Source organism: Streptomyces sp. NPDC004266, assembly GCF_042874095.1.
Lineage (GTDB): Bacteria > Actinomycetota > Actinomycetes > Streptomycetales > Streptomycetaceae > Streptomyces.
This window is the reverse complement of record NZ_JBIAMM010000003.1, coordinates 280,512-299,742: the sequence shown is the minus strand read 5'-3', so window position 1 is coordinate 299,742 and position 19,231 is coordinate 280,512. Positions and strand designations below refer to the sequence as shown.

Here is a 19,231-nt window from a genome sequence, read left to right as displayed (position 1 = left end):
ACGCCCGCCCGGAATGCTCGGTGGCATGGCCCAGACAACCGAGACAGCCGCCCGTACCCCGGCCGGACAGCCCCTCCGCACCCCCCGCGTCCACCGCGCCTGGTTCGTCGCGGCGGTCACCTTCGTCACGATCATCGGCGCCGCGGCCTTCGCCTCCCTGCCGGGCCTGCTGATCGAGCCGCTGCACGAGGAGCTCCACTGGTCGCGGGGGACGATCGGCTTCGCCGTCTCGGTGAACCTCGCCCTCTACGGCCTGACGGCGCCGTTCGCCGCGGCGCTCATGGACCGCTTCGGCATCCGGCGCGTGGTGGCCGTCGCGCTGAGCGTCATCGCGCTCGGCTCCCTCCTCACCGTCTGGATGACGGCGGCCTGGCAACTCGTCCTCTACTGGGGCGTTCTCGTCGGCCTCGGCAGCGGCTCCATGGCCCTCGCCTTCGCGGCGACCGTCACGAACCGCTGGTTCGTCGCGCGGCGGGGCCTGGTGACGGGCATCCTGACGGCGGCGGGAGCCTCGGGCCAGCTGATCTTCCTCCCCCTGCTGTCCTGGCTGGTGGAACGTCACGGCTGGCGCCCGGCGGCCGTGACGGTCGCCCTCGCCGCCCTCGCCGTCGTCCCCTTCGTGTGGCTGCTGCTCCGCGACCACCCGGCGGACGTCCGGCTCGCCCCGTACGGCGGGGAGTACGCCGAGAAGCCCGCCCCCGCCACGGGCGCGGCCCGCCGCGCGGTCACGGTCCTCCTCAAGGCGGCCCGCACCGGCCCGTTCTGGCTCCTCGCCGGCACCTTCGCGATCTGCGGCGCCTCGACGAACGGACTGGTCAGGACCCACTTCGTGCCCGCCGCCCACGAGCACGGGATGCCGGTCACGGCGGCGGCCGGACTGCTCGCGGTCATCGGCGTCTTCGACGTCGTGGGCACGATCGCCTCGGGCTGGTTCACGGACCGCTTCTCGCCGCGCCGGCTGCTGGCGGTGTACTACGCCCTGCGCGGGATCTCGCTGCTGTTCCTCCCGATGCTCCTGGCCCCGGCCGTGCACCCTCCGATGCTCTTCTTCATCGTCTTCTACGGCCTCGACTGGGTCGCCACCGTCCCGCCCACCATCGCCCTGTGCCGCGAGCACTACGGCGAGGACTCGGCGATCGTCTTCGGCTGGGTCCTCGCGTCCCACCAGGTCGGCGCTGCGGCCGTCGCGTTCGCGGGCGGCGTGGCCCGCGACGTCTTCGGCACGTACGACGTGGTCTGGTACGCGGCGGGCGCGCTGTGCGCGGCGGCGGCCCTGATGGCCCTGGTCATCAGTCGCCCCCGGACGGAGCTGCCGTCCCCGGCGGGAGCATGATGACCCTCTGGGGGTGATCGCCGATGAGCGGTCCTGAGGACGGGCGGGGCGGTCCTGAGCGCCACGGGGGGCGTGACCCCGCGCCCTGCTGGGCGGCGCCGCCCGCCGTGCCCGTGTGGGCGCGCACCTTGCTGGGCGGCGCCCATCCCGCCACCGCCGTGTGGGCGATCGTCCCGCAGGGCGAGGGGGTCCCCCCCTGCTCGAGCGAAGCCGAGAGCTTGGGGGAGGGTGGGCACACGGGACGGCGCCCTTCAGCGGCGCCCCGCGTTCCGCGCCTGGACCCGCACCCACAGCGGCGGCGCACAACGGGGTGCGGGTTCAGGCGCGGGAGCCTCTGGCGCCGGCAAGGGCGCCGTCCGTTGTGCCCACCCGTTCCGCCCCAGCGGAACGACTGCCCACAACGGGGGTGGCGGGGTGGGCACCGTCCCGGCGGAGCGGCTGCCCACGACGGGGGTGGGCGGGGTGCCGTCCCGCAGGGTGCGCGCCCACACGGGGCTACGGGGTGAAGCGGCCGAAGCGGCCCCGGTGGAAGAGCAGGGGGTCCCCGGACTCCGTCGCGTTCAGCGCCTCCACCCGCCCCACCACGATCAGATGGTCCCCGCCCGTGTGAACCGTGGTGATCGTGCAGTCGATCCAGGCGGGCGCGCCGGCGAGGCGCGGGGAGCCGGTGGCGGGGGCCGCCTCCCACTCCACGCCCGCGAACTTGTCCGCGCCGCTCACCGCGAAGGCCCGGCACAGGTCGCCCTGCCCGGCGCCGAGCACGTTGACGCAGAAGGTTCCGGACGCCGCGATCCGGGGCCAGGTGGTCGACGTCCGGGCGACCATGAAGGCCACGAGGGGCGGGTCGAGGGAGAGGGAGGCGAAGGACTGGCAGGCGAAGCCGGCCGGCCCGTCGGCGTCGAGGGCCGTCACGATCGTGACGCCGCTCGCGAAGTGGCCCAGGACGCGGCGGAATTCGGCCGGGTCGACGGGCGGGCGCTCGTCCTCCCGTACCGCGCGCAGGTCCGGCCGGGGCAGTGGTTCGACGGCCGTCGGCGAACCGGCCGCTCTCAGGTGTCGGACGGCGGTGGCCGCCATCCCCGCGTGTCCCATCACACCGTCCATTGAAACTGACGGTGCGTCAGATGGGAAGTCTTCGAAGGGGACGACGGCCACTGGTTCCGGTCAGCCCGCGACGGCTCCCGTCGCCCGGGTCCACGCGACACCGGACGTGTGCCCGGTCCGCAGCGCCGTCACCCTCACCGTGATCTTCAGCCCGCGCTGGGCCTTCGTCAGGGTGAACGTCGCCCGGGTCGCCCCGCTGATCGCCCGCCCGTTCGCGTACCACTGGTACGCGAACGAGGTCGGCGCCGGCGTCCACGCGCCCCGGTTCAGGGTGAGGGTCCGCCCGACCCGGACCGTGCCCGTGACGTACGGCGCGGCCGTCGCCTTCGGCGCGAGGCCCACGGCGACGGTGTACCCCGCCGTGGTGTACGTCCCGCTCAGGTGCCCGGTCCGCAGCGCGGTCACGGTCACCGTGAGCCTCTTGCCGAGGACGGAGGCGGCGGGCACGTACGACGCCCCGGTCGCTCCCGCGATGGCGACGCCGTTCGCCCGCCACTGGTAGGCGTACGAGGTCGGCGCCGGCGACCAGGTGCCGACGACCGCCGTCACCTTCGACCCGACCCGTACGGTCCCGGAGACGCGCGGCACGGTGGTCGGCTTGGGCGCGACGCCCTTCACGACCACCGGCCCGCCGACCACGGTGAGGGTCGGATGCCCGGCCTTCCGCGCGGTCACGGCCACCGAGAGCTGCCTGCCCTGGAGCGTGGAGGGGATCGAGTACGAGGAGGCCGTGGCCCCGGCGATCGCGACGCCGTCGGCCCGCCACTGGTACGCGTACGCGTCGGGCACCGGCGACCACGCCCCGGCCGTCGCCGTCACCTTCCCGCCGACGACGGCGGTGCCGGTGACGGAGGGGGTGGTGGTGGCGTGGAGGGGGGCCACCACGGTGAACGTGCCCTTGTCGTGCTCCCGGCCGTCGTGCGTGAACACGCTCAGGCCGTACGTGCCGGGCCGCACGCCCGTCAGATCGAGCGCCACGGTCAGACTGCGCCGGTCGGGAGCGACCGACACGGTCGTGGAGCGGCGCCACGTGCCATCCGGGCCGCGTACCGCAACCTGGTCGTTCTCGTGCAGAGCGGTGCCGGTGAGCGTGACGGAGATCTTCCCCGCGCCGCCCGTGGTGGGACTCACGGTGCCGACACTCGGCTTGGCCGTGCCGCAGATCGTGCCGGTGCACTTCAACGAGGCCCGCAGGGCGGTGGTCGCCTGGGCGGGCTGCTCAGGGACGGTGAAGAGGAGCGTCGTCGGCGTGGCGGTCCGGAGCGAATCCCGCGGGACGGAGCAGCTGTACGTCTCACCCTCGGCCGTGTACGACCCGTAGCAGAAGTTCGGCGAGCCCGACTGCCGGTAGAGCCAGGGCGTCGGGGACTGCTCGAAGGAGCCCGCGGGGGTGAGCGCCAGGCGGAACCTGTCGCCCGAGGCCGTGGGCAGCACCGCGCAGACCGCGGTGTGCTCCTCGCTCAGCGTACCGACGAGGGGCCCGAAGCCGTAGCTGACGTCGGGGACCCTGACGCACTCGGGCGCGGGCCCGCCCGCCGTGCCGATGCGCAGGGCGTCGAGGCGGTAGGCGGGCGTGGCCGTGGCGCTCCACGGGGCCTCGACGAGGACCTGATAGCTGGTGGAACCGTGCGGGGAGCAGCCCTTCGAGAAGGAGCCGCAGAGGAACGACCCGTTCGCGTCGTACGCCTCGAACTCGGCGTCCCCCTGTGCGTCGCGGACGTTGAGGTGCAGGGTGTCCCCGGTGTCCGCCGTGGTCACCCGGTGGCACAGGAGGGTGCCGCGCGGGGCCGCGACCCCGTTGAGGGACGGGCCGCCGACGGGCTCGGCCGGGCTGGGGACGCAGCCGCGCGCGGTGGCGGTGAGGTCGCGGCGGGACAGGATGTGGGTGGCGCCCCAGTACGTGCCGGAGAGCAGGACCGTGTGCGCGAGCCCCGGCGTCAGGTCGCACGAGGTGCGTCCGCCCTGCTCCAGGTAGCACACGCGCTCCCCGGCCGAGTCGAAGACGGACATGTGTCCCGACCAGCCGGACGACTCGAGGAGTTCGCCGGTGGCGTGGTCGTCAGCGGGGATGGACAGGCACTGGTCGAAGCCTTCCTGACCGATCGTGACCACCGCACGCGGGCTGTCGGCGGTGAAGTCGCCCGCCGGAAGGACGGGGCAGGCGCTCTCGGCGTCGGTGCGGTGGAAGGCGACGTGGTAGGTGCCCGTCATGGTCGGGGAGCCGATGAGGGTGCCGTACATCGTGACCAGAGCGCGGTACGGAGCGGGGCCGGTCAGCTCGCACACGCCCGCTTCCACGCTGTCCGGGTGGCAGACGTCCGTGCCGGTGGCGTCGACGACCGTCACCTCGGGGGACGGGGCGGGGTGGCCGTACGACCTCAGCGCGGCCAGGTGGGCGCCCTCGGGCAGAGGCAGCGTCAGACAGTCGATCTCGCCGACCGCGTCGAACGTGCCCGTAGCGGTCCCCCCGACGGGGGCGGCGGTGCAGCCCGCGTCGGAGGAGCGGTCGAGGATCACGACCGGGCGGTCCGTGACGACGGTGTAGCGGGTGCCGGCCGTTAGGGAACAGGTCTCCGACCACGCCAGGCAGGCGGTGCTGCCGTCCGGCCGGTACACGGCGAGCTTCTGCGCGTAGGAGGGGTCGAGGCCGAGCACGTTGTGCGGGGCCGTGGCGGTAGGAGTGAAGGTGGCGCACGCCGCACCCGCCGAGGGGGCCGGGACCGAACCGAAGGCGTGGACCGTCAGGGAGTCGCACCCCAGGGGGTCGGAGAGCCGGCGGATCCTCTGGGTGTACGCCATGGGGAACGCGGCACCCCCCGTGGTGGTCAGCACCCGGTAGGGCCCGTGGCCGGGGAGTACGCAGCCGGTGCTGTCGTCCGTGTTGAACCGGGGGCAGATCCGCTCTCCGGTCTCGTCGGTGATCCAGGAAACGGCGCTGCCGTCGTCGGCCTTGGTCTCGACGGTGACGCGCTCTCCCGGCTGCCCCGTGAAGTTCTGGCAGAGGACGGCGAGCTCACTGGCAGCCCGGCCGGTGACGGGCGGCGCGTCGTAGCGGGTGCTCGCCTCGGCGCCGCAGGCATCGGAGGGCGCGAGGGGCACGACGGCGAACACGGCGGACACCTGGACCGAGCGCTTGTTGGTGACCCGCAGGGTGTGCACACCTGCCCGGGTCGGGCGGCACCAGTCGTTGGTGTAGGTGGCGGGATCGAAGCAGTCCAGCTCGGTCTCGCCGTCGTAGAGCGCGAGAGCGACGTCGGAGCCCTGGAGACGGAGTCGGTGCGGTCCCGGCTTCTCGACGGTGACCGTGAAGCAGGCGGTGCCGTTCGGCTCCAGCGTGACCCGGCCGATCGCGTCCCCGGGATCGCCGCCCAGTGCGGCGAGCGGCAGGGCGGGGCAGGGGTCGGCGGGTTCCGTGCTGGGCGTCGGGTCGGGTGTCGGTTCGACCGTCGGGGTCGATGTGGGCGTCGGGTCCGGCGTGGGATCTGGCGTGGGCGTCGTCGGGTCCGGCTCCGGCGCGGGTGCCGCGCTCGCGGCCGCCGCCGGCGGCGTCGCCGCCAGCGCCGTGCCGGTCGGGAGCATCGGTCCGACGAGGGCGGTCAGCAGGGCGGGGATCAGGAAGAGTGATCTTCCGGATCTTCGGGATCTTTCGCGCGAGCGCGCGGAGTTGGGCATTCCGTTCCCCCCGGAGCGGTGTGTCTGGCATATGCGCGACACACCCTAGGGCCCCGGTACGACAGCCTCCGCTACCGCCCCTCGTACCGCGCCTCCCGCCGCTCCACGAAGCTCGCCACGCCCTCCTGGGCGTCCCGGGTGGTCATGTTCAGCTCCTGGGCGACCGCCTCCGCCGCGAACGCGGTCGTGCGGTCCACCTCCAGGGACGCGTTGACCAGCTGCTTCGTGAGGGCGAGGGCGCGGGTCGGGCCCTGGGCGAGGCGTTCGGACCATTCCCGGGCCGTCTTCTCCAGGTCGGCCGCGGGGACCACCCGGTTCACCAGGCCCATGGAGAGCGCCTCCGCCGCCGGCACCGCGTCGCCGAAGAACATCAACTCCTTCGCCCGCTGCGGCCCGACCAGCCGCGGCAGCAGGTACGCCCCGCCCCCGTCGGGCACCAGCCCCCGCCGTACGAACACCTCGATGAAGCGCGCCGAGTCCGCCGCGAGCACCAGGTCGCAGGCGAACGCGAGGTGTGCCCCGATCCCCGCGGCCGTGCCGTTCACCGCCGCGATCACCGGCTTCTCGCAGTCCAGCACGGCCCCGACGAACCGCTGCGCACCGAGCCGGATCATCCGCGCCACGTCCCCCGCCACCCTCTCGTCGGAGGCCGACGGCGCGCCCCTCAGGTCCGCCCCCGCGCAGAAGCCGCGCCCGGTGGCCGTCACCACCACGCAGCGCACGTCCGGGGCGGCGGAGGCCTCGGCCAGCAGGGCGATGATCCGCTCCCGCTGGTCCCGGGTGACCGCGTTCATCGCCTCGGGACGGTTGAGGGTGATCCACGAGACGCCGTTCTCGACGGTGTGGAGTACGTCGGCCATCGGAGGGCTCCTATCGGCAGACCGCCAGCGCGTCCAGGGCCACCGCCCCCTGCCCGCGCGGCAGCACCATCAGTGGGTTGACGTCCAGTTCGGCGAGGTCGCCGTCGAGTTCGAGCGCCATCCGCTGGACGCGGAGCACGACCTCGACGAGCGCGTCGACGTCGGCGGGCGGTGCGCCCCGTACGCCGTCGAGCAGGGCCCGGCCGCGCAGTTCGGCGAGCATCGACCGGGCCTCGCGCTCCCCGAAGGGCGGGACGCGGACGGCGGTGTCGTTCAGGACCTCCACCAGGACCCCGCCGAGGCCCACCGTGACCGTCGGCCCGAAGAGCTCGTCGTGGGTCACGCCCACCACCATCTCGACCCCGCGCCCGACCATCTGGCAGACGAGGACGCCGTCGAGGTCGATCCCCTCGAAGCGGGCGATGTCGGTGAGCTCGCGGTACGTGTCCCTGACCTGGCTGGCCGAGGTCAGGCCCACCTTCACCAGGCCCAGTTCCGTCTTGTGGGCGAGCTGCGTGCCCGAGGCCTTCATCACGACCGGGTAGCCCACGAGCCCGGCGGCCCGGACGGCCGCCGCCGCGCTGGTGACGAGCTGCTCGCGCGGCACCCGTATCCCGTACGCCCGGAGCAGCTGCTTCGCCGCGTGCTCGCTGAGCCGCCGGCCGGGCCGCAGGAGGGCCTGGGCCTTGCGGAGGGAGGGGGAGGGGGTGCGGGGGGCCTCGTCGAAGGGGGAGCGGTAGGCGGCGGTGAAGCGGTGGTGGTCGAGGTAGGCCTTCACGGCCCCGATGCAGTTGGAGAACGTGCGGAAGGTGGCGACGCGCGAGGAGCCGAGGAGGGTCGTGCGGTACGCCTCCTCCGTGCCGACCGGCGAGCCCCAGACCACGCACACCAGCTTGTCCGTGGCCTCGGCCGCGTCGACGAGGTCCTGGGCGAGCTTGTCGCTCATCGGGGGGAAGGGGCCGGTGATGGGACAGATGAGCACTCCGACCGACGGGTCGGCGAGGATCGCGTCGATGATCTTCCGGCCGCGCCAGTCGCCCACGGGGTGACCGCCGTTGTCGACGGGGTTGGCGACGTTCAGGTACTCCGGGATCCACTGGTGCAGTTCGTCCTGCTTGGCCTGGTGGAGCGTGGGGAGTTCGAGTCCCGCCGCCGTGGCCAGGTCGGCGAAGTGGGCTCCCGTGCCGCCGGAGATGGAGTAGACGACGACGCCGTCGGCGAGCGGCCGGCGCGCCCGGGCGAGGAGGGCGGAGGTGTCCTGGAGCTGGTCGAGGCCGTCGACGCGGATCACTCCGTACTGCCGCATGGCCGCGTCGACGACCCGGTCGGCGCCGGTGAGCTTGCCGGTGTGGGAGGCGGCGGTGCGGGCGCCGGTCTCGGTGCGGCCGACCTTCACGGCGACGACGGGGACGCCCTGGCGGGCGGCCCGGTCGGCGGCGAGGAGGAAGGAGCGGCCGTCCTTGAGCCCCTCGACGTAGCAGGCGATGGCCCCGACCTCGGGGCGCCCGGCGAAGTACGAGAGGAAGTCGGCGGTCTCCAGGTCGGCCTCGTTGCCGGTGGGCGCCCAGTGGGAGAGGCGGACCCCGAGCTCCTGGAGGGTGAAGACGGGCCGCCCCTGGTGGCCGGACTGGGTGATGAGGGCGACGGCGGGGCCTTCGAGGTCGTCGCGGAAGCGCTCGAAGGCGTTGAGGTTGGTGTTGGGGCCGAGGAGGCGGAGCCCGGAGCGGCGCACGGCGGCGGCGAGGCGTTCCTGCGCGGCGGCGCCGGCCTCTCCGGTCTCGGCGAAGCCGGAGGCGAAGGCGACCGCGAACTTCACCTTGGTCTCGGCGAGCTCCTCGATCACGGGGAGCGGGTCGGCGACGAGGAGGACGGCGAGGTCGACGGGTTCGGCGAGCGCGCCGACGGAGGGCACGCAGTCGATCCCGAACACGCTCGTACGGGTCGGGTGCACGGGCACGAGCCGGGCGCCGACCCGCTCGGCCCAGGCGAGCAGCTGCCGGGTGATGCCGGTGTTGGGCCGGCCCTCGGTGTCGGAGGCGCCGACGACCGCGACGGACCCGGGCCGGAAGAACCGGTCGAGGTCGGGGACGGACGCGTGCAGCGGCCGGCCGCTGACGTCCAGGTCGCCGGGGGCGACGGCGACGCCGTGCACGACGACCGGGGGCGCCTCGCCGCAGGCGACCACGCGGGCGCGGAGATCGGTGGTGAAGGTGCCGTGAGTCGATCCGAGCATGTTCCGCCGCCCTTCACCCGTCCGTATACAGCTGACGGCTAGTCAGATTACAGAACTGACGGCCAGTCAGGAATGGGGGTGCGGGGATCCGTGGCGGAACGGGTCCTCCGGGGGACCCGTTCAGGGCGGAATCGATTCTCCGAAGGCGTACGCGAACCTTCGACGGAGAGGGCGGTCCCACCTCTCGGACGACATGCGTGAAGCGTCCGACAGCACCCGAAGCGGGGGATCGCGTGACCCGCTCCATCCGAGTCCGCCTCCGCGGCCGCCGCCGGGCTCTCGGCGCCGCCCTGGCCGTCCTCGCCTCCTCCGCCGCGCTCACGACGGCGCCCGCCCGCGACGCCGCCGGCGTCCCGTGGCGCTACGACGGCGACGGCAGGGGCGGCCTCAAGACCCGCGTCGAGATCGGCTGGGGCCGGCAGGGCCTCACCGCGTTCCGATCCGGCCCGCGTTCCGATCCTCCCGTCCCCTCGGGACCGGGGCGGGTGCCCCGCCCCCGCTCCCCCCGGGGGCACCGTCCCGCCGGCTCCCGGTCAGCTCTTGGCCGCCGTGCCGCGGGTCCGTGCGATCCGCCGCGCGATCCGCTCCGCGTCCATCGCCAGCTCGCGGAACATCCCGCTGATCGGGTTCGTGAACCCCGTGAAGTAGAGCCCGGGCGCCTCGCGCGGGCTGCGCGCCCCGTGCGCCACCGGCAGCCCGCGCCCGTCGAGCACGTCCAGGTGCCCGAGGAGCGGCTCCAGGGCGCGCCGGTAGCCGGTCGCCGCGATCACCGCGTCCGGGGCGATCCGGCTGCCGTCCGCGAGGATCACCTCGCCGTCCTCGAAGCCCTCCACGGCGGCGACGATCTCGACCTTCCCGGCGCGCACGGCGTCGATCAGGCCGACGTCCTGCACCGGGATCGCGCCCTCGCGCTGCCGGGTGGCGAGCCCCTTGTCCGGCCGGGGCAGTCCGTGCGCCGTGAGGTCCGGCGCGGCGAACCGGGCGAGCAGCGCGCCCATCCGGTCGACCAGGGCCACCGGCAGCCGCCGCACCAGGATGCCGGAGCGCTGGGCGGGCCAGCCGAGGGTCGTGCGGCGCACGATGTGCGGGACGGTCCGCACCGCGAGCCGCACCCGGGCCGCCCCGCCCCCGGCGAGGTCGGCGGCTATCTCGGCACCGGTGTTGCCGGCGCCCACGACGAGGACGTCCTTCCCCTCGTACGGCCCCGGGGCGCGGTACGCGCGCGCGTGCACGAGCCGGTCGCCGTACGCGTCGAGGCCGGGCCACTCGGGCAGGTGCGGGGTGTGGTTGTACCCGGTGGCCACCACGACCGCGCGTCCGGTGAGCAGCCGCCCGCCGGTGGCGTGCAGGAGCCAGTCCGCGCCGGAGCGCTCGATCCGGTGGACCTCGACCCCGGTGACGATCTCCAGCTCGTGCTTCTCCGCGTACGTCTCCAGGTAGCGGACGACGTCGGCGCGGGCGACCCAGCGGCCGAAGGAGCGGGGCATCCTCAGGCCGGGGAGGGCGGAGAGCCGCCGGGTGGTGTGCAGCCGCAGCCGGTCGTAGTGCGCGCGCCAGGAGGCGCCGACGGCGTCGGACTTCTCCAGGACGACGGCCCGGACGCCCCGCGCGCGCAGGGCGGCGGCGGCGGCGAGCCCGCCGGGGCCGCCGCCGATGACGTACACGGGGTGAACGGCCTGCGGAGATGGTGCTCGGGGGGTGGTGACCATGAATGCTGAGCGTAATGACGTGTACACGCAGTGGGTCTCGGTCAAGAGGGGATTTCGGTTGCGAATCGGTCACGCGCCCCCGCCCCTTGCGCTCCCCGGCCGCCCTGCGCTGAACTGACGTACCGTCAGATCCAGTTCACGGGGAGGGTCCGCATGCAGACCGTCTGGCTCACCGGCGCCGAATGGCTCGCCGTCCTCCGCATCGGCCTCGGCCTGTGGTGGCTGGAGAGCTGGCGCCACAAGGACAAGAAGGGCTGGTTCGAGCGCGGCACCGGCATCGCCTGGGCGGCGGACGTGGCCGGCAAGCACCGGTGGACGGCCGTGAGGAACGGCTTCGACACCGTCGTCGCCCCGCGTCCCCGGCTCATGGCGTACGTCGTCGTCTACGCCGAACTCGCCCTCGGCCTCGGCCTCGTCACCGGCCTCCTCACCCCGGTCGCCCTCGTCGGCGGCCTCCTCCTCAACCTCCTCTACCTCGTCCTGATGATCCACGACTGGGCCGAGCAGGGGCAGAACGCGATGATGGCGCTGATCTCCCTCGTCGCGCTCCTCGCCGTGTCCTGGCAGACCTGGTCCCTCGACTCCGCGATCGGACTCTTCTGATGACGGCCACCCCGGCGAACCTCCCCGACGTCGACGCCTTCACCCGCCCCTACTGGGACGCCGCCGCCGAAGGGCACCTGCTGCTGCGCCGCTGCGCCGCCTGCGACCGCGCCCACCACTACCCGCGCGAGTTCTGCCCGCACTGCTGGAGCGAGGACGTCCGCTGGGAGCGGGCGAGCGGCCGCGCGACCCTCTACACCTGGTCGGTCGTCCACCGGAACGACCTCCCGCCCTTCGGCGACCGCGTCCCGTACGTCGCGGCCGTCGTCGACCTCGCCGAGGGACCCCGCATGATGACGGAGGTCGTGGGCGTGGCGGAGGAGGACCTCCGGATCGGGATGGAGCTGGAGGCCGCGTTCCGCCCGGAGGGCCCGGACGGGGACGTCACCGTCCCCGTCTTCGGACCGCGATCAGATCGGTGAGATGTTCCGCCAGAGCTGGTTGGTGCCGGAGCCGCAGGCGTAGATCGTCGCGGAGAACGAGCCGGCTGTCAGGCACATGTCGGTGCTCACGTTCCTGAGAGCCCGCCCGGAGGACGACGAGGAGTCGGCCTTCCAGGCCTGGAGGGACGAGCCGTTGCATGCGGCCGTGGTGACGGTGGTGTTGCCCGAGGGCTGGAGACAGCGACCACTGTGCCTGTTGACCAGCCGGAACGTTCCGTTCGCGCCGGCCGAGTACGACCAGGAGAACCAGTAGGCGGCCGTCCCGTTCCCCTGGGAGCCGCACGTCGTGGTCGTGACGAGGTCGCCGAAGCCCGCGTTGTACTCCGCCAGGCAGTTGCCCGTGGTCGCGTTCTCCAAGGAGTACGTCCCCGAGGGCGCCGACCCGCCGGTGGGCGGCGGCGCGGGCTGCTGGGTCGTCGGCTTCGGGGCGGGCCGCTGGGTCGTCGACCCGCCGGAGGAACCGGACCCCCCACCGGACCCGGATGCGGACCCGGATCCGGCTGCGGCCCCCGACCCGGAGCCCGAGCCGCCGGAGGACGTGGTGGTGCTCGACCCGCCGCCCGTGACGGACCCGCCCCCGCCGCCGGAGGCCGAGCCGCCGGGCAGGGTGCCGGTGCCGCCTGCGCCCCCGCCGGCGGAGGCGTCCGGGGGCGGGGCCGTCGACCCGGCCGGCGGCTTCCCCGAGGGCTTGGCCGGCGGCTTCGCGGACGGCTTGGCCGACGGCTTCCCCGTCCCGCTCGACGACGGTGCGGCAGCGGGCTGCGAGGCCACCGCGGACGGCGAGGCCTCCGGGGATGCGCCGAGCCGGCCGATCTCGTACGGGCCGAGGGCGACGGTCAGGGTCGTCCCGGTCGCGACGACGACGGGCACGGCGAACATGACGAACCGGTTGCGCCGCCGCTTGTCGGGGGCGGCCGTGCCCGTGAGGGCGATCGCGTCGGGCGCGTCGGTCGCGGGCTCCTTCGGGGCCTGCGGGGTCAGCGAGGCCGTCGCCACGTCCTGCGTCGGGTCGGTCCGCTCCAGCTCCGCCAGCTGCCCGGCGGTGGGCGCCCCGGCGGCGAAGACCGCCCGCTCGGCGATCCGCTCGGCGACGGCCGCCGGCCAGACGGCGCCCGCCGCGTGCTCCTCGGTGAGCCCGACGAGCTCGTCGGCCGTCGGCCGGTCCGCCGGATCCTTGGCGAGACACCTCCGTACGAGCTCCGCCAGCTCGGGGTCCCCCTCCGTGAGCCGCCCGAAGTCCGGCTCGCCGTGGACGACCCGGTAGAGGAGGTCGGGCCCGGAGCCGTCACCGAACGGAGGCCGCCCGTTCGCCGCGTACAGCAGCAGGCTGCCCAGGCCGAACACGTCGGCGGCACCGGTCAGCCGCCGGTCGGCGACGGCCTGCTCGGGCGCCATGTAGGCGGGGGTGCCGATGACCATGCCGGTCTTGGTCAGCCTGCTCTGGTCGGCGGCGCGGGCCACGCCGAAGTCGATGAGGGAGAGGCCGGTGCCGGTCAGCATCACGTTGGACGGCTTGAGGTCGCGGTGCACCATGTCCGCGCCGTGCACCACCCGCAGCCCGGCCGCCGCCTCCCGGAGCAGCCGCCACAGGGCGCCGCCGGACAGCGGGCCGCCGTTGAGCCGCACGGCCTCGTTGAGGGTGATGCCGGGGATGAACTCGGTCGCGAACCACGGCGGCTTCGCCGTGCGGTCGCTCGCGAGGAGCCTGGTGTTGGCCCCGGCGGGCAGCCGGGCCAGGTTGTCGAGCTCGTGCCCGAAGTGGCTGAGGAAGTCGGCGTCCTCGGCGAGCACGGGAAGGACCCGCTTCACCGCCGCGAACTTCCCGGGCACGGCGCCGAGATAGACCCGCCCCATCCCGCCGGACCCGAGCACGCCGAGCAGCCTGAACGCCCCGATCTGCCGCGGGTCGCCAGGCTCCAGCGGCATCGCCCCACTGCCGCGCAGACTGTCGAGACTGGACTGGTCTTCCGATTCCCCCTGCATGGGCCACACAGTAGCCGAGCTGCTTTGGGACCTGAATGGAGGTCAAGTGCTTGTCGTGGAGCCGTTGTTGAGGGCTCCGGGGTGAGCTGAGGTGTCGGGGTCCGCCCGCCGTGGGGCGGACCCCGCTCCGCTCGGACGCGAGACGGACGAGCCGCTTGTGGTAGCGCGGGGAGCGGCTCGTCGTCCGCGGTGGCTTCGAGGGTCGCCCGGTCACCCCGGTTCAGGCGACGATCGCGATGACTTTCGCGACGTATCCCACGGCCTGGACGGTCGTGTTGACCAGGGCGCCGATGTCGGCGTTGACCTTGTTGGTGCAGCGTGCGTTCCAGGCGCCGTTCGAGTACCGGAAGGCGTCACGGATGGACTGGCGCGAAGCGCTCCTGTTCCAGTTGTAGTCGCGGGATCCCGATTCGAAGGTCCCGTGCATCCGGCCGGACGTCTGGAAGACGAAGGCCGTGCCGTTGCCGAAGCGCACGACGCAGACGCCGGCGAAGTTGTAGCTCGGCGCGCCCGAGTCGTGCATGTGGCCGGAGTAGCTGTAGGACCCGCTGGGGAAGACGCTCAGCGAGTACCAGCCGCCGACGGGGACACCGCCGCCGAAGGTGACGGTCCTGTTGATGATGACCTGCGTGGGCAGGATGGAGGGGCTGTCGGGTGCGAGGTTCGCGGCACTGGACGGCGGTGCGGCCGTCGCCTGCGCCGCGGTCGGGCCGGCGACGGTTCCCGCAGCCATCAGGGCGGCTGCGAAGCCCGTCGCGACGCGACGCTTGAGAATGCTGACCATGACTCCGTCTCCCTTGAACAACGGAGAAGGCGTTGGTTTTTCAACCATTGAAGAGTGGTCTTTCTCCACTCCGAGAACGACTGGCCGGTCTTTACCCACCTGTCACCAGTCGTGTCGACCGGTGCTCACCCATATGGGGCACCAATGACCACCTTAGTCAGTCGGCCGGTTCTCTGCGCGGTGGAGAACCGGCCGACGCCGGGCCCGCCGGGCCGGTCGTCCGGCGGCGGGACGAGGGCCCGACGCCGCACCGCTTCGGGTCAGAAGAGCAGTTCTCCGGAGGGGTAGCCCGTGCCGATCTCGACGCGCGGGGAGTAGCCGCCGGCGCCGTTGCCCTTGTAATAGAAGAGCTTGCCGGCGTCGTCCCGGCCCACGAGGTCGACGAAGCCGTCACCGTTGAGGTCGCCGGGGGCCGCGAGCGTCTGGTAGACGCCCCAGCCGGTCCCGATCTGGGTGCGGGGCGCGAGGCTGCCGTCGGCGTTGCGCTGGTGCAGCCAGAGGTAGCCGAGCTCGTCGATCGAGAGGAGATCGGGCTGCGGCTTCGCCTCGCCGGCCGTCGCGGCGAAGTCGCCGGCGACCACGGACTGGGCCATCGCCCAGTCGCCGCCGGGGGCGAGGATCTCGGCGCGCGGCGCGTAGGAGGCGGAGCCGGTGCCCTTGTGGAGCCAGATCCGGCCGGTCGTGTCACGGGTGATCAGATCGGCGACGCCGTCGCCGTCCCAGTCGCCGGGGGAGAGGAGCAGGTCGTCGCTTCCGAAGCCGGTGCCGGCCTGCTGCCGGGTGGACCCGGTGTACGTGCCGTCGGTCGCCGAGGCCGGGTAGTGCCACAGCGTCCCGGCCGCGTCGACGGCGACCAGCGAGGTGCCCTGGCGGGCGACGTGCTTCATGGTCTGCCAGCCGTAGCCGACCTTGCACGGCTTGGCCAACGCGGCGGTCTCCCCGCTCGGGCGGCCGTCGTAGCGGTAGAGGACGCCGGACGCGTCACGACGGAACACCGAGCCGAGGGTGGCGTCGTACGGGTGGAGGCAGTCCTTCCAGTAGGCGGCGCCGCGGTAGCGGCCGTGGTCGGAGATGGAACGGACCTCGGTGAAGGCGTCACCGACGGGGTTCGAGAAGTAGCGGGAGCTGAAGAAGAGGTAGTCCAGCTTCTTGCGCACGTTCTTGTCGTCGATGAACGTCGTCTCGCCCGAGCGGCACCGCTCCACGTAGAGGGTGCAGTCGACCCACTGGTGGCTCGTCCAGTAGTCGCTGTCGGTCTCGTCGGCCTCGAAGAACGTCCCCTGGGCGCTCCTGATGTTGATGCTCTTGTCGTAGAAGGAGGACATCGGCATGTTCAGCGGCTGGGCGTTGAAGTCGCCGCCGAGGATGACGGGGGTGCCCTCCTGCTCCCAGGCCGTGGTCTGAGCGGAGAGCTTCGTCGCTTCCTCCACGATCCATTCCCCGTCCGGGTACAGCCAGAAGAGGTGCACCGAGCAGGCCCAGTTGAGCCGGTTCTGCGTGTAGGTCTTCAGGCAGGGGACCCGCACGCTCTCGGTCTGCGGAAGGCCGGTGACCGGGTTCTTCGGAAGCTCCGAGGGCAGGTGCAGGAGGATGTCGGATTCGGCGACCTTGGTGCCCCGGACGAAGACGGCCGCGCCGTAGTCCCTGTTGAAGGGGTTGGTCGGGTTCGCCGGATCCACGCAGGTCCCGGCCGGGCTCGGGTTCAGGGTGGTCACGTAGTTGCCCACGTAGCCCTTGGGCCCGAGCCGCTTGAGGAGTTCCTCGTACTGGTACCGGCAGACCTCGACCAGGAAGATCTGGTCGGCGTTCCAGCCGCCGGCCGCGGTCTCGTCCGTGACCGCCTTGTAGCGGGCCTCGTTGCCGGTCTTGGTCACGTCGCAGCCGGCGGTCCCCCCGCTGCCGCAGATGTTGTACGAGAGGACCCGCAGCGGCGGCGCGGTGGACGGGCTCACCACGTCGTCCGCCTGCGCCTGCGGCGTCCCCACCATCAGGGCTGCGGCCACGACGGCCAGCAGGGCCCAGAGAGTTCGGATCTTTTGCATGTGCTCCCCCCGGAGAGTCGACAGAAAGATCGAACTCTAGGGCACATGCTTTCGAACGCGACGAGGTGGCCGGGAGCCCGGGCGACGGCTCCCGTCAGAGGCCCCAGGGCGCCGACAGCAGATCGGCCACGCTGCGCCGTTCGCGGCCCTCCGGCGGTGCTCCCGCCGCCTTCCCCAGCGCGACCATGGAGACGATCGACCATCCCGGATTCGGGCTCAGCTCCTTCGTGAGGCCCTCCATGTCGAAGGCCCGGAACTGGTGGGAGGCCAGGCCCAGGGCCTCGGCCTGGAGGGTCATGTGGGCGATGGCCTGCCCGAGGTCGTAGTCCGCGAACTCGGAGTAGAGCAGCTCCGTGTCGTTCACGTGGCGTCGCGTCAGCGTGACGACGAGCAGGCCCGCGTCCGTCGCCCACCGGGCCGAACTGGGCGCGAGGTGACGGACCACCCGCTCGTGGTCCGGCTCCCCGGGCCTGCTCGCGAAGAAGCCCCACGGCTGGGAGTTCCCGGCGGACGGCGCCCACCGCGCGGCTTCGAGCAGCAGGCGCAGGGAGTCGTCGTCGACGGCGGCCGACGCGTCGAACCGGTAGGGGCTGAACCGTCCCGCCAGCAGGGGATGGAGACCGGCGGGCGGTTCCGGATCACGTTGCATGCCCCGGTCCAACTGCCCGCCGCGCAGCCCTATTCCACCTTCTGGGCGAGAGCGCCCAGGATGTGCGGCGCCGCCTCCGCGAGGGACGTGAAGTGGCGGTGGGCGTCCGGGTGCGGCGCCGGGACGTTGACCGTCCAGACCGTCATCCCGGCGTCCAGACCCGCACGCACCCCGGACGGCGCGTCCTCGACCACCAGGCACTCCGCCGGATCCGCGCCCAGCTTCTCGGCGGCGGTGAGGTACGGGACGGGCGACGGCTTCCCCTCGGCGACCAAGGCCGCGTCGACGATGAGCGCCGGGAAGCGGAGGCCGGTCCGCTCGAACCGCCCCCGCACCCGGTGCTCGTAGTTCGACGTCACGAGCGCCCACCGGTCCGCGGGAAGCTCGGCGAGCAGCTCGGCGGCCCCCGCGAAGGCCGCGTACGTTCCCGTACGGACGTCCTCGTCCTCCAGCGCGTGCAGGAGGGCGAGGCACTCGTCCGGGTCGGCGCCGGGGGCGACGGCGGCGAAGGTCTCCACGGGCCGCGTCCGCAGCGCCGTGGCGTACACCTCGTCCCCGTCGAGCCCGTACCGCGCGGCCCAGGCGTGCCAGACGCGCCGCTGGTTCTCGACGGCGTCCATCAGGGTGCCGTCGACGTCGAAGAGAACGAACTTCATGGAGGTCACGCCCGGGATGCTACGTCCAGGAAGGCGGCCCAGGAGGCGGGGGAGACGGCGAGCTGGGGGCCGTGGGGGTTCTTGGAGTCGCGGATGTGGACGAGGGTGGGGTGGGCGGCTACTTCGACGCAGTTGCCGCCTTCGCCGCCACTGTGGCTGGACTTGCGCCAGTCGTAGGCGACTTCGATGCACTCGCCGCCTTCGCCGTCGCTGTGGCTGCTCTTGAACCAGGCCAGATCTGCGGTGCTCATAGCTCTCCCAGCATTTTCTCGATCCGCTCCAGGGACTCGCGGGGCGTGAGTGCCTGCGCCCGGATGATCCCATAGCGCTCGTTGTACATGCGCACCTCTTCCGGGTCGGTGACCAGCCGGGCATGCCCGTAGCTCTCGGTGTACGCGACCTCTCGTCGCCCCTTCGGGGTGAGCAGGGTGAATGCGCCTTCCATGCCGGGATGTTCCTCGCGCTCAGTCGGCATGATCTGGAGGTGAACCGTCCTGAGCCGGGCAACCTCGGAGAGGCGGCGCAGCTGCTCCCGGAAGGCATCCCAACCGCCCAGCGGGCGGCGTAGTACTGCTTCCTCGATGACGAAGCTCAGCGTCGGCCCTGGCCACTTCTCGAAGATCACCTGACGGGCCAACCGGTCCGCCAACCGCTTGCCGATCGTCTCCTCGTCATAGAGGGGACGGCGGTGACGGAAGACGGCCTCCGCGTACGCAGGTGTTTGTAGCAGGCCTGGCACGGCCTGCACCTCGTAGTAGTGCAGCGCCACCGCTTCCGCCTCCGCCTTCGCGAAGCTCCGGAACCAGTCCGGATGCCGCACCCGCGCCCGGGAGACGGCCTCCCGCACGTCGTCCGCCGCAGCCGTCAGCACCCCGCCCGCCCCCAGTACCGGGTCGACCAGGAGAAGGAAGTCCGGCTGGGGGACTCGTACGCCCCGCTCGATCGAGGAGATCAGGTCCTCGCTGCAATGCGTGAGGGCGGCCAGCTCCGCCTGGCTCAGGCCCGCGTTCCTGCGCAGGACCTTGATGATCTTCCCCAGCGCACGGAACAGGTGTGCCGTGCCGTCCACCTCGGAGGGCCGTTCCGGCCGCTCCTCCTCGTTCCCCGACATCCGTACCGCCCTCTTGGCGTACCCGTACAGTTACCCAGCGTCGTGGCGT

At 72.9% G+C, this 19,231-nt stretch carries 15 protein-coding genes; 3 read left to right on the top strand and 12 right to left on the bottom strand.

What is annotated here, in order from left to right; translation table 11 throughout:
* The first annotated feature begins 25 nt into the window (after positions 1–25).
* Complete coding sequence (locus tag ACFYUZ_RS09380; protein WP_389307270.1) at positions 26–1,333, top strand: MFS transporter; 1,308 nt, start codon at positions 26–28, stop codon at positions 1,331–1,333.
* Between the two features lie 495 nt (positions 1,334–1,828).
* Here ACFYUZ_RS09380 and ACFYUZ_RS09375 read toward each other — a convergent pair whose 3' ends face one another.
* The 5 genes from ACFYUZ_RS09375 to ACFYUZ_RS09355 all read right to left on the bottom strand — a co-directional run bounded on the left by ACFYUZ_RS09375 (position 1,829) and on the right by ACFYUZ_RS09355 (position 10,911).
* On the bottom strand, positions 1,829–2,410 hold the full coding sequence (locus ACFYUZ_RS09375; protein WP_389307754.1) for a flavin reductase family protein: 582 nt from the start codon (positions 2,408–2,410) through the stop codon (positions 1,829–1,831).
* 87 nt (positions 2,411–2,497) lie between these two features.
* Positions 2,498–6,109, bottom strand: a complete 3,612-nt coding sequence (locus ACFYUZ_RS09370) for a hypothetical protein (protein WP_389307269.1) — start codon at positions 6,107–6,109, stop codon at positions 2,498–2,500.
* Positions 6,110–6,180: 71 nt separating this feature from the next.
* Entirely contained in the window at positions 6,181–6,969 is a 789-nt protein-coding gene (locus ACFYUZ_RS09365; protein ID WP_389307268.1) for an enoyl-CoA hydratase/isomerase family protein, read from the bottom strand.
* Between the two features lie 10 nt (positions 6,970–6,979).
* A complete protein-coding gene (locus ACFYUZ_RS09360) occupies positions 6,980–9,202 on the bottom strand; it encodes an acetate--CoA ligase family protein (RefSeq protein ID WP_389307267.1) in 2,223 nt (740 codons plus the stop codon).
* Between the two features lie 533 nt (positions 9,203–9,735).
* Positions 9,736–10,911, bottom strand: a complete 1,176-nt coding sequence (locus ACFYUZ_RS09355) for a flavin-containing monooxygenase (RefSeq protein WP_389307266.1) — start codon at positions 10,909–10,911, stop codon at positions 9,736–9,738.
* A 153-nt stretch (positions 10,912–11,064) separates the two neighbouring features.
* On the opposite strand from ACFYUZ_RS09355, the gene ACFYUZ_RS09350 reads away from it, so the two are divergent.
* Entirely contained in the window at positions 11,065–11,514 is a 450-nt protein-coding gene (locus tag ACFYUZ_RS09350) for a DoxX family protein (RefSeq protein WP_389307265.1), read from the top strand.
* Complete coding sequence (locus ACFYUZ_RS09345) at positions 11,514–11,936, top strand: Zn-ribbon domain-containing OB-fold protein (RefSeq protein ID WP_389307264.1); 423 nt, start codon at positions 11,514–11,516, stop codon at positions 11,934–11,936. Before ACFYUZ_RS09350 ends, ACFYUZ_RS09345 begins: the two co-directional genes overlap by 1 nt.
* Here ACFYUZ_RS09345 and ACFYUZ_RS09340 read toward each other — a convergent pair.
* The 7 genes from ACFYUZ_RS09340 to ACFYUZ_RS09310 all read right to left on the bottom strand — a co-directional run bounded on the left by ACFYUZ_RS09340 (position 11,925) and on the right by ACFYUZ_RS09310 (position 19,182).
* A complete protein-coding gene (locus ACFYUZ_RS09340; protein ID WP_389307262.1) occupies positions 11,925–13,940 on the bottom strand; it encodes a protein kinase in 2,016 nt (671 codons plus the stop codon). The two genes, ACFYUZ_RS09345 and ACFYUZ_RS09340, sit on opposite strands and share 12 nt — an antisense overlap.
* Positions 13,941–14,160: 220 nt before the next feature.
* Positions 14,161–14,724: a hypothetical protein gene (locus tag ACFYUZ_RS09335; protein WP_389307261.1), complete on the bottom strand. Its 564-nt coding sequence runs from the start codon at positions 14,722–14,724 to the stop codon at positions 14,161–14,163.
* 260 nt (positions 14,725–14,984) lie between these two features.
* A complete protein-coding gene (locus tag ACFYUZ_RS09330) occupies positions 14,985–16,766 on the bottom strand; it encodes an FG-GAP-like repeat-containing protein (RefSeq protein ID WP_389307259.1) in 1,782 nt (593 codons plus the stop codon).
* A gap of 94 nt (positions 16,767–16,860) precedes the next feature.
* Positions 16,861–17,415, bottom strand: a complete 555-nt coding sequence (locus ACFYUZ_RS09325) for a nitroreductase family protein (protein WP_389307258.1) — start codon at positions 17,413–17,415, stop codon at positions 16,861–16,863.
* A gap of 29 nt (positions 17,416–17,444) precedes the next feature.
* A complete protein-coding gene (locus ACFYUZ_RS09320; RefSeq protein WP_389307752.1) occupies positions 17,445–18,071 on the bottom strand; it encodes an HAD family hydrolase in 627 nt (208 codons plus the stop codon).
* 5 nt (positions 18,072–18,076) lie between these two features.
* Entirely contained in the window at positions 18,077–18,322 is a 246-nt protein-coding gene (locus tag ACFYUZ_RS09315) for a DUF397 domain-containing protein (RefSeq protein ID WP_389307257.1), read from the bottom strand.
* Entirely contained in the window at positions 18,319–19,182 is an 864-nt protein-coding gene (locus ACFYUZ_RS09310; protein WP_389307256.1) for a Scr1 family TA system antitoxin-like transcriptional regulator, read from the bottom strand. The genes ACFYUZ_RS09315 and ACFYUZ_RS09310 overlap by 4 nt, the downstream gene beginning before the upstream one ends.
* Positions 19,183–19,231: the final 49 nt, after the last annotated feature.

Excerpts from the sequence above, each read along its gene's own strand:
- ACFYUZ_RS09380 (WP_389307270.1), top strand. The coding sequence starts at position 26 with ATGGCCCAGACAACCGAGACAGCCGCCCGTACCCCGGCCGGACAGCCC.
- ACFYUZ_RS09375 (WP_389307754.1), bottom strand. The coding sequence starts at position 2,410 with ATGGCGGCCACCGCCGTCCGACACCTGAGAGCGGCCGGTTCGCCGACG.
- ACFYUZ_RS09370 (WP_389307269.1), bottom strand. The coding sequence starts at position 6,109 with ATGCCCAACTCCGCGCGCTCGCGCGAAAGATCCCGAAGATCCGGAAGA.
- ACFYUZ_RS09365 (WP_389307268.1), bottom strand. The coding sequence starts at position 6,969 with ATGGCCGACGTACTCCACACCGTCGAGAACGGCGTCTCGTGGATCACC.
- ACFYUZ_RS09360 (WP_389307267.1), bottom strand. The coding sequence starts at position 9,202 with ATGCTCGGATCGACTCACGGCACCTTCACCACCGATCTCCGCGCCCGC.
- ACFYUZ_RS09355 (WP_389307266.1), bottom strand. The coding sequence starts at position 10,911 with ATGGTCACCACCCCCCGAGCACCATCTCCGCAGGCCGTTCACCCCGTG.
- ACFYUZ_RS09350 (WP_389307265.1), top strand. The coding sequence starts at position 11,065 with ATGCAGACCGTCTGGCTCACCGGCGCCGAATGGCTCGCCGTCCTCCGC.
- ACFYUZ_RS09345 (WP_389307264.1), top strand. The coding sequence starts at position 11,514 with ATGACGGCCACCCCGGCGAACCTCCCCGACGTCGACGCCTTCACCCGC.
- ACFYUZ_RS09340 (WP_389307262.1), bottom strand. The coding sequence starts at position 13,940 with ATGCAGGGGGAATCGGAAGACCAGTCCAGTCTCGACAGTCTGCGCGGC.
- ACFYUZ_RS09335 (WP_389307261.1), bottom strand. The coding sequence starts at position 14,724 with ATGGTCAGCATTCTCAAGCGTCGCGTCGCGACGGGCTTCGCAGCCGCC.
- ACFYUZ_RS09330 (WP_389307259.1), bottom strand. The coding sequence starts at position 16,766 with ATGCAAAAGATCCGAACTCTCTGGGCCCTGCTGGCCGTCGTGGCCGCA.
- ACFYUZ_RS09325 (WP_389307258.1), bottom strand. The coding sequence starts at position 17,415 with ATGCAACGTGATCCGGAACCGCCCGCCGGTCTCCATCCCCTGCTGGCG.
- ACFYUZ_RS09320 (WP_389307752.1), bottom strand. The coding sequence starts at position 18,071 with ATGAAGTTCGTTCTCTTCGACGTCGACGGCACCCTGATGGACGCCGTC.
- ACFYUZ_RS09315 (WP_389307257.1), bottom strand. The coding sequence starts at position 18,322 with ATGAGCACCGCAGATCTGGCCTGGTTCAAGAGCAGCCACAGCGACGGC.
- ACFYUZ_RS09310 (WP_389307256.1), bottom strand. The coding sequence starts at position 19,182 with ATGTCGGGGAACGAGGAGGAGCGGCCGGAACGGCCCTCCGAGGTGGAC.